The 14,859-nt window shown below is 70.2% G+C and carries 10 protein-coding genes, 1 tRNA gene and 2 pseudogenes; 5 read left to right on the top strand and 8 right to left on the bottom strand.

Annotated elements, in window-relative coordinates:
• Positions 1-22 precede the first annotated feature (22 nt).
• From ACRRRO_RS10745 to ACRRRO_RS10710, 8 genes and pseudogenes are all read right to left on the bottom strand, one after another.
• Positions 23-2,327, bottom strand: a pseudogene (locus ACRRRO_RS10745) (heavy metal translocating P-type ATPase).
• Between the two features lie 340 nt (positions 2,328-2,667).
• Positions 2,668-4,146: a multicopper oxidase family protein gene (locus tag ACRRRO_RS10740; protein WP_424786665.1), complete on the bottom strand. Its 1,479-nt coding sequence runs from the start codon at positions 4,144-4,146 to the stop codon at positions 2,668-2,670.
• 3 nt (positions 4,147-4,149) lie between these two features.
• Positions 4,150-4,413 (bottom strand): SHOCT domain-containing protein, encoded by a 264-nt coding sequence (locus ACRRRO_RS10735; protein WP_424798092.1) that lies wholly within the window; start codon positions 4,411-4,413, stop codon positions 4,150-4,152.
• A gap of 77 nt (positions 4,414-4,490) precedes the next feature.
• Complete coding sequence (locus tag ACRRRO_RS10730; protein ID WP_434081517.1) at positions 4,491-5,081, bottom strand: DUF305 domain-containing protein; 591 nt, start codon at positions 5,079-5,081, stop codon at positions 4,491-4,493.
• Between the two features lie 449 nt (positions 5,082-5,530).
• Positions 5,531-5,603: transfer RNA gene (locus ACRRRO_RS10725), tRNA-Thr, on the bottom strand.
• 49 nt (positions 5,604-5,652) lie between these two features.
• On the bottom strand, positions 5,653-6,420 hold the full coding sequence (locus ACRRRO_RS10720) for a DsbA family protein (protein ID WP_424786680.1): 768 nt from the start codon (positions 6,418-6,420) through the stop codon (positions 5,653-5,655).
• Positions 6,421-6,603: 183 nt separating this feature from the next.
• A complete protein-coding gene (locus tag ACRRRO_RS10715) occupies positions 6,604-7,239 on the bottom strand; it encodes a hypothetical protein (protein ID WP_434081516.1) in 636 nt (211 codons plus the stop codon).
• Positions 7,240-7,517: 278 nt separating this feature from the next.
• Positions 7,518-8,321: a serine/threonine-protein kinase gene (locus tag ACRRRO_RS10710; protein ID WP_434081515.1), complete on the bottom strand. Its 804-nt coding sequence runs from the start codon at positions 8,319-8,321 to the stop codon at positions 7,518-7,520.
• 244 nt (positions 8,322-8,565) lie between these two features.
• Here ACRRRO_RS10710 and ACRRRO_RS10705 point away from each other — a divergent pair, with 244 nt between their 5' ends.
• From ACRRRO_RS10705 to ACRRRO_RS10685, 5 genes and pseudogenes are all read left to right on the top strand, one after another.
• Positions 8,566-10,038 carry an alpha,alpha-trehalose-phosphate synthase (UDP-forming) gene (locus tag ACRRRO_RS10705; RefSeq protein WP_424798090.1) on the top strand — a complete coding sequence of 491 codons (1,473 nt, stop codon included), beginning with the start codon at positions 8,566-8,568 and terminating at the stop codon, positions 10,036-10,038.
• Positions 10,038-10,904, top strand: coding sequence for a trehalose-phosphatase (gene otsB, locus ACRRRO_RS10700; RefSeq protein WP_424786683.1), 867 nt, complete (start codon positions 10,038-10,040; stop codon positions 10,902-10,904). Before ACRRRO_RS10705 ends, otsB begins: the two co-directional genes overlap by 1 nt.
• A 140-nt stretch (positions 10,905-11,044) precedes the next feature.
• Positions 11,045-12,168, top strand: a pseudogene (locus ACRRRO_RS10695) (ABC transporter ATP-binding protein).
• Between the two features lie 162 nt (positions 12,169-12,330).
• The gene (locus tag ACRRRO_RS10690; protein WP_424786685.1) at positions 12,331-13,581 is read left to right on the top strand and encodes a DUF4032 domain-containing protein; all 1,251 of its coding nucleotides are present in this window, start codon (positions 12,331-12,333) and stop codon (positions 13,579-13,581) included.
• A gap of 136 nt (positions 13,582-13,717) precedes the next feature.
• A complete protein-coding gene (locus ACRRRO_RS10685; RefSeq protein ID WP_434081514.1) occupies positions 13,718-14,848 on the top strand; it encodes a PLP-dependent cysteine synthase family protein in 1,131 nt (376 codons plus the stop codon).
• The last annotated feature ends 11 nt before the right edge of the window (positions 14,849-14,859 follow it).

Below are 14,859 nucleotides of genomic sequence, written 5' to 3'. Positions count from 1 at the left end.
TGCATGGCACACCCTGGCCGCGTCAGTGACGATGCGCCCCAACCACGTCCTCGCGATCCCCAGTAGCCCGTGAGCCGTCGGCGGAAGGAACCCGAGGTGCGCCGTGCGCCGCGGCGGTGCTGGTCTCGGGGCTGAGGTCCAGGCGGCGCAACAGTTGGGCGTTGAGCGCCACGACAATGGTCGACAGGGACATGAGGAGCGCGCCGACCGACATGGGTAGGACGAACCCGACCGGGGCCAGCACACCTGCGGCCAGGGGCACGGCCGCGATGTTGTAGCCGGCAGCCCACCACAGGTTCTGCTTCATCTTCCGGTACCCGGCACGGGAGAGCTGGATGACCGACAGCACCGACCGGGGGTCGTCAGACGCCAGGATGACGCCGGCGGAGGCGATCGCCACGTCGGTGCCCGCTCCGATCGCGATCCCGACGTCTGCCTGAGCCAGCGCCGGGGCGTCGTTGACGCCGTCCCCGACCATGGCGACGATACGGCCCTCCTGCTGCAGCTGGGCGACCTTCTCGCTCTTTGTCCTCCGGGCGCACCTGGGCGAAGACCTGGTCGACGCCCAGTTCGGCGCCCACAGCCCGGGCCACCGGCTCGGCGTCACCGGTGATCATGACGACCCGGATGCCCAACTGGTGCAGGGCATCGATCGCCTGCCGTGACTCCTCGCGGACCTCATCGGCCAGGGCGAGGGCACCGGCCACCTGGCCGTCGACGAGAACGTGCAGGACGGTGGCACCGGACTGTGCCCAGGACGCTGTCGCGGCCAGCGGCTCGGCGCCGTACTGGGAGAGCAGCGCAGGCCCGCCGACCTGGACCTCGCGGCCCTCGACGGTGGCGCGTACCCCCACGGCCGTCGCCGCCCTGAAGTTGGCGGCCGACGGAACCTGCAGCCCGCGGTCTCGGACCGCGGCGAGAACTGCGCGGGCAAGCGGGTGCTCACTCTCGGCCTCGGCGGCCGCCGCCAGGCGCAGCAGTTCCTCCACCTCATACGCTCCGGTGCTCGTGACGTCGGTGAGGGCCGGCTCGCCCTTGGTCAGGGTGCCGGTCTTGTCGAAGAGCACGGTGTCGACCACGCGCATCCGCTCCAGGGCGCCGCGGTCCTTGACCAGGACGCCGCCGCGGGCAGCGCGTTCGGTGGAGATGGACACGACGAGTGGGATCGCCAGGCCCAGAGCGTGGGGGCAGGCGATGACCAGGACGGTGATCGCCCGGACCAGTGCGCTGTCCGGAACCCCGAGGGACATCCACACCACGGCGGTGATTGCGGCGGCGATGAGCGCGTACCAGAACAGCCACCCGGCGGCCTTGTCCGCGAGGAGCTGGGCGCGGCTGGTGGAGGCTTGCGCCTCGGCCACGAGCCGCTGGATGCCGGCAAGGGCGGTGTCCTCCCCCACGGCCGACACTCGAACCCGTAAGGCGTTGTCGGTCGCGACGGTGCCAGCCACGACGTGGTCTCCCACGGTGCGCAGCAGCGGCCGCGACTCACCGGTGATCATCGACTCATCGACGTCCGCGCCGCCGTCCACGACCTCACCATCGGCCGGCACTCGTCCGCCCGGGCGGACGACTACCACGTCACCGAGTCGCAACTCGGCGGGGGAGACCGTGATGACCTAGTCCCCTTCCACCCGTTCGGCCTCGTCGGGCAGCAGCGCGGCCAGGGAGTCGAGGGCGGAGGACGTCTGCGCCAGGGAGCGCATCTCCAGCCAGTGTCCGAGCAGCATGATGACGACGAGCAGCGCCAACTCCCACCAGAAGTCCAGTTCGTGGGTGAACAGCCCCAGGCTGGCCCCCAGGGACGCGACGAAGGCGACGGTGATCGCCATCCCGATGAGCAGCATCATCCCCGGTCTGCGGGTGCGCAGCTCACCGATCGCGCCAGTGAGGAAGGGGCGCCCGCCCCACAGGTAGATCACGGTACCCAGCACCGGGGAGACCGCCTCCACACCCGGCAGGTCGGGCAGCGCGTAGCCGAGCAGGTCGGCGAACATCCCGTTGAGCAGCACCGTGGGCACCGCCAGGGCCAGCATGACCCAGAACAGGCGACGGAACATGGCCACGTGGTCGCCATGACCGCCGTGCCCTCCGTGGCCGGCGTGCGCGTCGTGCCCGCTGTCGTGCCCGTGGTCCGCGGCCGAGTCGTGCCCCGCAGCGGTCAGCGGGTCGGTGACACCCCCGCCCTCAGTGGGCAACGCCTGCCCGTGCGTGGCCTCATACCCGGCCGCGACACCGTAAGCCGAGTCGTGGTCGGCGTGCGCGGTGTGCTCCTGGCCGTCGCGTGGCCGGGGGCCTGCGTGGTCGTGACTTGATGGCGTACCCATGGCAACCCCTCATTCCATTGCTCCATATACCCCTAGAGGGTATCTCGTCAGCAGTAAGGCAGGCGAGAAGTTTTCCATTCCCGATCTGACCGCAGCGGGCAGGGATCTTCATTGGTTCTTCATGGTGGCGTGGACCCTCGAGCGCTGCTCGGCCGAGGGACGCGGGCTGGTTCTGCGGCACCGCCCGCCATGGTGCCGCTGGCTGCCGGTGCTCTCCGGGTCCGCCGCGGGCGCTCCTGGCGTTCACCTTCGCCGTCATGCGGATGTGGGCGGTCACGATTTCTGGGTGATGCTCGTCGGCTCCTCGGAATGGGGCCATGCGCTCGTGTGGCCGTCGGGTTCAGCGGGTGTCGACCACTGCCATCATCCCGGCATCCTCGTGGTCGAGGATGTGGCAGTGGTACACGCTGCGGCCCGGGTGGTGGGTGAAGTCCACCAGCGTCCGGACCCGGCCGTTGGCGGGGACGTTGACGACATCCCGCCAGGTCGGTTCTGACACCGGTTCGCCGTCGGTCTCGAGGAGCTGCATGGGCCACACATGCAGATGGAAGGGATGATCCATCGGCGTGGGATTGGTGATGGTCCACTCCTCCACCGACCCGGCGGCGACCTGCTGGTCGACCCGGTCGGCGTCGAAGGGGCGTCCGTCGAAGCCCAGGTCCATCATCCCCCTGCGGCCGGGACCCATCATCCCCCCGCTCATGTTCATGGTGAAGGCGATCTCCCGTCGCTCATCGAGCGGGCGGTTGCGCAGGTCAGGGTCCGCAGGTCGTTCGGGCACCGGCCCCACCGCGGCGGCCTCGTCCCCGGAGACCGCCAGGGTGGCTAGGACGGCGGGGCCTGACAGGTCCCCACCGCCCATCATCATGCCCATCGCGCCGCGGTCGTACCCGAGCGAGCGCAGCTCGCTGGTACCCCCGCGGGTGGTCACCAGCAGATCCGCGCGGTTGCCCGGAGCCAGCAGCACCTGCTCGACCTCCCGGGCTGCGGGTTCGTGGCCGCTGTCGATGCCCAGCAACGCAAGAACCTGCCCGGGCAGGGCCAGGTGCAGGTAGCGGGATGTGCACGCGTTGATCACTCGCCAGCGTTCCCGTTCTCCCGGACGGGCGGTGAGTTCTGGCCGGACCTGGCCGTTGATCAGGACAAGGTCCCCCTCCCGGCCCATCATCACCTGCGCTGTCGACGCCGACGCGAGTGCGCCGTCGCGATCCAGCGTAATGTCCGAGACGACGAGGACCCGCTCCCGGCTGACCGGCACCTCATCGCCCTCGACGATCAGGGCACCGTACAGACCGCCGAAGACCTGGTCGGCCACCGTGCCGTGGCGGTGAGGGTGGTACCAGAACACCCCGGTCGGGTGGTCCTCGCGCAGGTCGAAACGGTACTCGAAGCTCTGCCCCGGATCGACACTGACGAAGGGGTTATCCCCGTTGTCCCGTGGGGACACCACGAGGCCGTGGGTGTGCAGGTTGGTCGGCGTCTCGAGTTCGTTGCGCAGGAGCACCTCGATGCGGTCCCCGGGACGCACCCGCCAGGTCTGCCCCGGAACAGTGCCGTTGTAGGTCAGCACCCGGGCAGGCCTGCCGGCAATGGTTGTCTCCCGTGGGGTCGCGACAAGCTCCACGCGCAGGAGCCCGTCCCGGCTGCGCACCACCTCGGGCTCGGTCAACGTCTCGGATCCGCGCGTCGCTGTGCGCAGCGGGGCCGGCAGGGCGGCCCAGGGGAGGCCGGTGCGGGACAGCCCCACCCCGCCTACGACCACCCCCAGGGCCCCTAGCGCCCCCAGCCGGAGCGCCACCCGGCGGGTGATCGGTTCCACCGCTCAGTCCTCGGGGCCCTCGAGGCGCCGGCGCCGCTCGTCGTACTCCGTGGAGTCGATCTCTCCCCTGGCGTACCGCTCATCGAGGACCTCCAGCGCGCGGCCGCCCCGCATCGGCGGCGGGTTGCGCTGCTCACCCTGCCCACCCCCGGACAGGAGCCGGACCAGCACCACCGCCAGCACCGCGACACCGAGCACAAGCAGGACGAGGAACAGCCAGCCCCAGCCCATGCCCATGCCCCACGAACCCATGTCATGCCAACCCATACCATCTCCTTGTAGCCGGTTCTGCCACCGGAGGGCCTATGGTGCCGGGCTCGACTCCCGGCCCTCCTGCGCACTCCTCAGAGCGTCTCCAACAACTGCTCCATCTCCGCGATCTCACGCTCCTGGTCATCGACGATCTTCTGGCCCAGGTCCAGCGCCTGTGGGTTCTCCCCGCCGTGGAGCTCCTCCTGTGCCATGTCCACCGCGCCGCGGTGGTGAGCGATCATCAGTTCCAGGAACCGCCGGTCGAACTCGGCGCCGGACAGCGATTCCAGCTCGGCCATGGCCTCCTCCTGGCTCATGCCCTCCATCTCCATGCCGCCGTGGTCCATGCCCTCCATGCCGCCCGTCGGGGAGGTCTCCTCCCCCCATGCCTCCAGCCAGGACGTCATCTCGTCGATCTCCGGGCCCTGCGCGGAGGAGATCCGCTCCGCCAGGGAGCGCACCTCCTCGCTGTCAGCCTTCTCCAGGGCCAGGTCAGCCATCTCGATGGCGCCCTCGTGGTGCACGATCATCATCTGCGCGAACATCGTGTCCGCGTCGTTGTGCACGCCCTCGACCTCAGTCGGCGATGCGCTGTCAGTCGTCTCCTCCACAGCGGAGCCCGGGGCCGGCTCATCGGGTGTGGTTCGTGCTCCGTCACCGCACGCGGCAAGGGCGAGGGCCATGGCAACCCCGCCGGCGACGACGGCGAGTCGCGTCCTGGGTATCACGAACGGTCTCCCTCTGCTGGAGTTGGCTAGCGGGCAAGAAGGTCCCAGGCGCAACTGGCCGGCTCATCGCGTGGGGCTAAGGGAGGATAATCACGCCCGTCCCGGCGGCAGCAAGCCCAGCAGCGGCGGCGCGGGATTCTTCATCGACTCTTCATCACCCGGTGCGGGGAGGCGGGGGGGCGGGGGGCGCGTGGGACAGCGGGCCTGCAAGCCAGAGCAGGGTCAGGTGCGAACCAGAAGGGCCCGGGGTCCCCCGGTTGCGAGCCGCTCGCCGTGGAGGGACGTGACCTCCCAGATGCGGCTGAAGAACTCGGCGTTGATGAAGTGGGTAGACGCCCAGTTTCCGCCCACTTCATCAACACATCCAGGGCGAGTGCGTTACTGCAGGTCAGAGGGCTAGAGAGAGCCACCTGTCGGACTCGAACCGACGACCGTCCGCTTACAAGGCGGGTGCTCTACCAACTGAGCTAAGGTGGCGGGTTCCTGCGGCTCCGGACCGCAGGCGCACCAGTGAGTCTGCCAGGTGCTACGCCTGGGAGCGGATGAACTCCGGGAGCTCCCCGGGGTTCAGCCAGTTCTGGCCCTCCTGCTCGGCGTCGACCTCGGTGCCGTCGACGAAGATCGTGGGTGTGCCCATCGCACCGTCCCGTCGGCCTTGGTCGCTGGCCACCTGCACCCACTCGGTGAAGGTGCCGTCGGTGATCGTGTTCGCCACGTCCTCGGGCACGCCCACGCTGACGGCGACCTCGATGATCTGCTCGTCCGAGGCACCCGGCTCCAGGCTTGCGAACATCTGCTCGTTGAAGTCGACCAGGTGCTCCGGTGACCGATCGGCCACCGCGGCCATCGCCGCACCGGCACGCACGGAGTACTCATTCAGATAGGCCACCGGGTGGTAGATCGCGGTCACTTCACCCGCGTCGGTCATCTCGGCGATGTCGGCGCCGTTGACCTCCTCGAACCGCTCACACCACACGCAGGAGTAATCCAGGTAGATCTGCACCTCGACGGCGTCCTCGTTCGGACTGCCGACTCCCTCGGCACCGACCACGAAGCCACCGCGGTCGTTCGCACCGGCGGGGACCTCGCCCTCGAAGTCGCTGAACAGGGTGCGCTGGGAGGACTGCCAGATGATCAGCCCGGCCACCGCAATCAGCACGACGATCACCGCAGCGATCACACCGATGATGATGCGTTGCTTGCGGTCCTGCGCCTGGGCCTGGTTCCGCAGTATCTCCGCCTGGGCGCGCGCCGCCTCGCGGCGTGCGGTCTTGTCCATGCTCTTCGAAGCCAACGCGGGAGTTCCTTTCCGACAGCAGGCACTACAACGGGTAGCCCCTTGCGTTCAGGATACGTGCTGGCCCGACGTCGCTACAGGCACCGGTGCTGTGGCACTGGCCACTCGGCACCGGCCGCGGCGCTCACCGTGCTGGTGACGGCGGGCAGGTCAGCGTGCGGGTATTCGGAACGTGGATACTCAGAAGGTGGGCACCGCGGGCGCCGGTGCCGGGTCCCAGACGACCTCGGCCCCGAAGCCCGCCACCGCCAGCAACATCACCAATCCCACCAGGACGCCGACCCCGGCCCAGATCCGGGCCACGCGCGCCGAGGGCGCCAGCACCGCCAGCACGTGCCGGGCACCGGTGCGGGCACTCGTGCTCGAGGGGATCCACCACAGCAGCAGGGTGAGCGCAGCCATCGCCAGGGCCACCACACCGGTGTGCGGGAGCCGGGAGGCGCCCAATCCCCAGATCACCACCGCCGCCAGGGCACCGACCATCAGGCCCGGGACCGTCAGCAGAGTCCCGGAGAGCAGGTACCAGGGGCTACCGGCGATCACCCGGGCGGAATCGGAGCGACGCCGCCCGTAGTGCAGCCGCCGTTCCCGCAGCGCTTCGGCGCCGACCCCGATCGCCCCGGTCAGGGCCATCACCACCGCCAGGCCGATCAGGGTCCAGGCGGGCCGGAGCGCGCCCAGACCCACGACCGCCAGGAACCAGGCCCCCAGCACCGCCGGGCGGGTCCGCGGGCGTCGCGCCCAGGCCGGCATCGGCGCCGGTGCCTGCTCCTGCGGGTGCTGCCAGCCCTCCGGCCCGGCAGGGGCGGGGTGCACCGGTTGCACCGGCCGGCGGGCGGGTGCCGGTGTGACCGGTGCCTGCTGCCATTGCTGCTCCCCGGGCGCGTGCTGAGCCGGTGGCTGTGCCTGGCTCTGGGGGGGATACCCCGCGGCCGGCGCTGGGCCCTGCACCCCAGCGGCGCCCGCACCCGCGGCGCCCGCACCCGCGCCGCCGGCACCCGCAGCGCCGGCCGGCCAGGCACTCCGGCGATGCGGAGGAAAGGCCGGCGGCGCCGGGGGTCGTTGCGGCGCGGCCACCGTGGGGTGCTCGGCGATCACCACGGTGGAGTGTGGCCGAGCGCGAACTCTCCCAGCGCCTTGCGGACCTCCCGGGGGTCGAGGCGGTGCTGCGGATCGGGGTGCAGCGCCGCCCGTAGCACCGGCGCCAGCGGCTCGGGTACACCGTCCAGGTCCGGACGCCCGGTCTCCACTCTGCCCAGCACCGCGGCCAGCGGCCCCTTGCCGAACGGGGCACGGCCGGTGAAGGCGAACAGCAGGATCGCGGCCCAGCCCCACCAGTCCCCGGTGATGCCCGGGGCGGATCCGCGCATCACGGCGGGGTCCACATACCCCGGGGTGCCGGTGACCAGCCCGGTCTGGGTCAGGCGCGAATCATCGGCCAATTGGGAGATGCCGAAGTCGATCACCACAGGTCCGGCGTCGGTGAGCATCACGTTGCCGGGTTTGAGGTCCCGGTGTACCACCCCGGCACCATGGATGGCGGCCAGGGCATCGGCCAATCCGTCAGCCAGATCGGCCACCTCGACCTCATCGAGCGGACCGTGCTCACGCACCGAGTCGTCCAGGGACTGCCCCTCGACCAACTCGGTGACGATGAAGGCCTCGGCGGAGTCGGACTCGGCGTCCAGCACCCGCGCCACGTGCGGGCCGCGGACCCGGTGCAGGGTGGCGATCTCACGGCGCAGCCGCGCCCTGGCGGCCGGGTCCGCGCTGATGCCCGGATGCAGCAGTTTCAGCGCCACCACCCGGTTGTCCCCGTCCAGCGCCTCATACACGGTGCCCATCCCGCCCGAGCCGAGGACGCTGCGCAGCCGGTAACCGCCCACCTCCTTGGGCACCGGCTGCGTGGTATCAGGGCTCGACGACATACGCCTCAAGGTACCCGCAGCAACCCGATCGGACGGTGTCCGGCGCCCCGTCCCGCACCGAATACCGCGGCCGTCGGGCGCCCGGCCCGGTACGCCGTGTTCGCGATGACCGGCAACCGGCACTGAGGGCCGCGTGCACCCCGATCGGCACCTGGATAGGCTGAGCGGGGGCCGGTACTGGGCATCTCGAACAAGTGAAACTCGATGGAGTGGCATGGCGAAGAACAGGTCAGCAGGTTCAACCGGTCGGGGCCACGACTTCGTGGTGGTGGCCAACCGGCTCCCGGTCGATGCCACCGTCGACCAGGACGGGACCGTGCAGTGGACCCGCTCCCCCGGCGGGCTGGTGACGGCCTTAGCGCCACTGATGCGCTCCGGTGACGGCGCCTGGGTGGGCTGGCCGGGCCGTACCGAGGAGGACCTGGACCCGTTCGAGGCCGAGGGCATCCACCTGCGGCCGGTGCCGCTGACGCAGCAGGAGGTCACCGACTACTACGAAGGCTTCTCCAACGCCACCCTGTGGCCGCTGTACCACGACGTGATCGTGCCCCCGGAGTACCACCGGCACTGGTGGAACACCTATCGCAAAGTCAACGAACGCTTCGCCACCGAGGCTGCCGACGCCGCCGATCAGGGTGCCGAGGTGTGGGTACAGGATTACCAGCTCCAACTGGTCCCGGCGATGCTGCGCCGGATGCGACCGGACCTGCGCATCGGCTTCTTCAACCACATCCCCTTCCCACCGGTGGAACTGTTCGGCCAACTGCCGTGGCGGTCGGCGGTGATCGAGGGCCTGCTCGGGGCGGACTTGGTGGGCTTCCAGCGCAGTGGGGACGCCGCGAACTTCCTGCGCGCGGTGCGCCGCTTCACCACCCACAGCACCCGGGGCAACGAGATCGCCATCGACCCGGGCACCCAGGCCGATGACGCCGACGACGCCCATAACACCGGGCGCCGACAGGTCCGCGCCGCCGCGTTCCCGATCTCCATCGATGCCGCCCACTTCGACGAGGTGGCGCGCAGTGAGCCGGTACTGGAGCGCGCCGCCCAGATCCGCAGGGAACTGGGCGATCCGAGGACGGTGCTGCTCGGCGTGGACCGCCTGGACTACACCAAGGGGATCCGGCACCGGTTCAAGGCCTTCGGGGAGTTGTTGGACGAAGGCAAGATCACCGCCCCCGGCACGGCGCTGGTGCAGGTGGCCAGTCCCAGCCGGGAGCGGGTGGAGCAGTACCAGGCACTGCGCCACCAGATCGAGGAATCCGTGGGGCATATCAACGGCCAGCACGGCTCCCTCGCGGGCGCCGCGATCTACTACATGCACCACTCCTACCCGATGGAGGAGATGGCGGCGCTGTACCTGGCCGCCGACGTGATGCTGGTGACGTCCCTGCGGGACGGGATGAACCTGGTGGCCAAGGAGTACGCCGCCGCCCGCCACGACCTGGGTGGAGTGCTGGTGCTCAGCGAGTTCGCCGGTGCGGCCGCCGACCTGCCGCAGGCGCTGCTGATCAACCCGCACGACATCGAGGGCACCAAGGCCGCGATCATGCGCGCCATCGACATGCCCGAGCGGGACCGACGACGACGGATGCGCGCCCTGCGCAGGCGGGTGATGGACAACGACGTGCGCCAGTGGGCGCAGGCGTTCCTGTCCACACTCCAGGCCCTCACCCAGGAGCGCTGATGACGTCCCCACACACCCCGGGCGCGGGCAGCGATTCCCCTGCGCCGGCGGCGGCACCCACCCCACCCGCCGAACTGGCCGAGCACCTGGCCACCTTCGTCCGGGCCGAGCACCTCCTGGTGGCCCTGGACTTCGACGGCGTGCTGGCACCGCTGGTCCCCGACCCCAACCGGTCCCGGCCGATCCCGCGGGCCGCCGAAGCGCTGGTGCGCCTGTCCGGGGCCGACGCCGTCCAACTCGCCCTGGTCTCCGGCCGGCCGGCAGCAGACCTGGCCGAGTTGGCCACGCCACCGGCGGGCACCTGGCTGGTCGGCAGCCACGGCGCCCAGACCGGGCAGGTCGAACCCGACGGCACCGTGCAGATGATGCCGTTCGATCTGGAGCCCGGGGCGCGCGAATTGCTGACCAGGGTCACCGACGCCCTGGAGCGCATCGCCGCCGAACCGGAGTTCGACGGCGCCTGGGTGGAGCACAAACCCGCCTCCGCCGCGCTGCACACCCGTCCCGTGGCCGACGCCGAGGCGGCCCAGCGGGCGCTGGCGTTCGCACTGGCCGGGCCGGGCAGTTGGCCGGGCACCTACACCCAGCCGGGCAACCAGGTGGTGGAGATCCCGGTGGTGCAGGCCACCAAGGGAGAGGCGGTGGCCACTCTGCGCCACCGGTTGCGCACCGAACGCGACGGCGCGGGCGTCGCCGTCCTGTTCGCCGGCGACGACGTCACCGATGAGACGGCCCTGGCCGTACTGGGCGAGGGCGACCTGGGCGTGAAAGTGGGCACCGCCGAGTCCGTGGCCACCGTGCGGGTGGCCGATGAGGAGGCCATGGCCGAACTCCTGCACGCACTGGCGGACCTGCGCGAGCAGTGAGATGCCTCACGCGGCGAAGAACGTGACGTGTGGCACAATGACTCTCGGCCGGTGTTCCTCACCGGCTGTGTCAGCGGAGACACTCTGACACTCTTCACAACGGATCGTCCGGCACGTACCTGCCGGTGGAGGGAATCATCATGGCAACGGTCACTTTCGACCACGCGACCCGGACCTACCCGGGCACTGAGCGTCCCGCTGTGGACGCACTCAACCTGGAGATCGCCGACGGCGAGTTCCTGGTCCTCGTAGGCCCCTCGGGTTGCGGTAAGTCCACCTCGCTGCGGATGCTCGCCGGCCTGGAGGACGTCAACTCCGGCCGCATCCTGATCGGTGACCGCGACGTCACCGACGTGCAGCCCAAGGACCGGGACATCGCGATGGTGTTCCAGAACTACGCGCTGTACCCGCACATGTCGGTGGCCGACAACATGGGCTTCGCCCTGAAGATCGCCGGTAACCCCAAGTCCGAGATCCGTGAGCGGGTGGAGAACGCCGCCAAGATCCTGGACCTGAGCGAGTACCTGGACCGTAAGCCGAAGGCCCTCTCCGGTGGTCAGCGTCAGCGTGTGGCGATGGGCCGCGCGATCGTGCGTAACCCGCAGGTGTTCCTCATGGATGAACGCTGTCCAACCTGGATGCCAAACTGCGTGTGTCCACCCGCACCCAGATCGCTTCGCTGCAGCGCCGCCTGGGGGTCACCACCGTGTACGTGACCCACGACCAGACCGAGGCGCTGACCATGGGTGACCGCATCGCGGTGCTCGACCACGGCGTGCTCCAGCAGGTGGGCACCCCCCGGGAGATGTACGACACCCCGGCGAACGTGTTCGTGGCCGGCTTCATCGGCTCCCCGGCGATGAACCTGGGCTCCTTCGGTGTCTCCGAGGGCAAGGCCCACCTGGGTAACACCCACATCCCGCTGGCCCGCACCACGCAGGATGCCCTCACCGAGGCCGACAAGAACGAGATCACCCTCGGCTTCCGTCCCGAGTCGCTGGACCTGACCACCGAGGGCGACGAGGGCGCCTTCCCGGTCGACGTGAACGTGGTGGAGGAACTCGGTTCCGACGCCTTCGTCTACGGCCAACTGGGCGACAAGGAGGTGGCCGAGCACGTCACCTCCGGTGCCGGTGAGGCGCAGGTCATCGTGCGCACCGACCCGCGCAAGGTCCCGATGAAGGGCGACCGGATCTACGTCCGGATCCGCGAGGGTGAGTCGCACGTGTTCTCCTCCGCGACCGGTGAGCGTCTGCCGAACTGATCAGACCGGTGAACGCGCACTGAGACATGCGCAGGAACGGGGCGGGATCCAACCGGGATCCCGCCCCGTTCCGCATGTGCCGCCAGTGCCCGCAGTGCCGCCAGCGCCGGCTCCACCCCTTGAGTTTCCCGGCCACCGCGTGGGGCTGTCAGAATCATCTGCATGCCCACCTCGTTGCAGATCACCGCGGCCGCACCGGACCCAGCCCTGCTGGACCTGCCCTGGCACGTGCCGCTGGAGGACTGGCCGGCCGAGACGATCGCGGCGCTGCCCCGCGGTATCTCCCGGCACATCGTGCGGTTCGTGCGCCTGTCCGGCCGCGTCATCGCGATCAAGGAGATCGGGGAATCGGTCGCCTACCGCGAGTACCAGTTGCTGCGGGACCTGAACCGGCTCGACGTGCCCTCGGTGCGCCCGGTCGGGGTGATCACCGGCCGGCGCAGTCCCGATGGCGAGGCACTGAACTCCGCCCTGGTCACCGAGCACCTGCGGTTCTCCCTGCCCTACCGCGCCCTGTTCAGCCGGCACCTGGCCCCCGAGACGGCCACCCGGCTCATCGACGCCCTGGCCGTGCTGCTGGTGCGGCTGCACCTGACCGGCTTCTACTGGGGTGACGTGTCCCTGTCCAACACCCTGTTCCGGCGCGACGCGGGAGAGTTCGCCGCCTACCTCGTCGACGCCGAGACGGGGGAGCTGCACGGCGAACTCACCCGCGGCCAGCGTGAGTACGACCTGGAGATCGCCCGGGTGAACATCATCGGGGAACTGATGGACCTGGACGCCGGGGACCTGCTGATGGAGGAGGTGGACACCGTCGCCATCGGCGAGATGCTCGTGGAGCGCTACCAGGACCTGTGGTCGACGCTGACCGACCTCGAAGAGTTCGGCACCGCCGATCGCTGGCGGGTCGCGGACCGGATCCGGCGGCTGAACGCCCTGGGTTACGACGTGGGCGAACTGCAGATCACCACCGACATCGACGGCACCTCGGTACAGATCCAGCCCAAGGTGGTCGACGCCGGCCACCACCACCGGCGTCTGATGCGCCTGACCGGTCTGGACGTGCAGGAGAACCAGGCCCGCCGGTTGCTCAACGACATGGACACCTACCGGGCGGCCACCGACCGGCTCGGCGACGACGAGGAGTACGTGGCCCACGACTGGCTCACCGAGGTGTTCGAGCCGACCGTGCGGGCGGTGCCCCGAGATCTCAGCCGGAAGCTGGAGCCGGCCGAGATCTTCCACGAGATGCTCGAACACCGCTGGTTCATGGCCCAGGAGCGCGGGCGGGACGTGCCGCTGCCGGAGGTGGTCACCTCCTACATCGAGAGCGTGCTGCGCCACCGTCCCGATGAGGACGCGGTGCTCGGCGGACCGCCCACCGACACCATCGCCCGCGTCAGCGACGAGTGACACCGCAGACCGGCCGCGGACCGACCCGGCACACCGGCGCCGCCCAGGATCCGGACGGGGCGCCGTCGTCGGCCCTTCCGGGCCCGCCGGTACCGTACGCTCCGCAGGCACCCTGACACCTCTTCTTGGAGCATCGATGGCACGCATCTACGCCGACCTGACCGAACTGGTCGGACACACCCCGCTGGTGCGGGTGGGCGCCCTGAGCGCCGAGCACCTGCACGCCCGGGTCCTGGTCAAGCTGGAGTCCCAGAACCCCGGCTTCAGCGTCAAGGATCGCACCGCGCTGGCGATCGTGCGCGCCGCGGAGGCCGATGGGCGGCTCCGCCCGGGCGGCACGATCCTGGAGGCCACCAGCGGCAACACCGGGATCGCCTTCGCCTGGATCGGCGCCGTGCTCGGCTACCGGGTGGTCATCGTGATGCCCGACGACGTGTCCTCCGAACGTGCGGCGGTGCTTCGGGCGCTGGGTGCTGAGGTGATCTTCACCCCCGGCACCGAGGGGATGGCCGGGGCCAACCAGCACGCGAACGCCATGGTGGAGGCCGATCCGGACCTGTTCCTGTCCGGGCAGGGCGGGAACCCGGCGAACCCGCACGTGCATGAGACCACCACCGGGCCGGAGATCTGGGCCGACACCGACGGGCAGGTGGACGTGCTGGTGGCCACCACCGGGACCGGTGGGACGATCAGCGGGGCCGGGCGGTACCTGCGCACGAAGAACCCGCGGGTGCAGTTGTTCGGGGTGGAACCGGCCGAGGCGGCGGTGCTGAACGGCCAGGAGTGGCATCCGCACAAGATCCAGGGCATCACCGGCGGCAACGGCGTCCCGCCCGTCACCGACCTGGACCTGCTCGACGGCGTGCTGCAGGTCCCCCAGGATGAGGCGATCGAGGTGGCCCGCACCGCGTTTCGCACCGAGGGCCTGATCGTGGGCGTCTCCTCGGCGCCGCCCTGCACGCCGCGCTGCAACTGGCCCGGCGCGAGGAGTACGCCGGGCGCACGATCGTGGCGATTCTGCCCGACACCGGCGAGCGCTACATCTCCTCCGAACTGTTCGACCACGTGCGCCGGTAGCGGTCTCAGGCGCGGGTGCGCCACCGCTTCAGCCACGGCAGCGCGGCCAACCCCAGGTTCGCCGCCGCGGCGGTGCCGAGCACACCGGCCAGCAGGCCCCACCACTTACCGACCGGAGCACCGGAGGCGTTGCGGCTCAGGGCCTGAGTTCGGTCACGGCGTCGCGATCTGTGACGGTGTAACTCGCTGACCTGCGCCGAT

Source organism: Sanguibacter sp. Z1732, assembly GCF_051020515.1.
Lineage (GTDB): Bacteria > Actinomycetota > Actinomycetes > Actinomycetales > Beutenbergiaceae > CALKWS01.
This window is presented reverse-complemented; position numbering and strand designations above follow the sequence as displayed.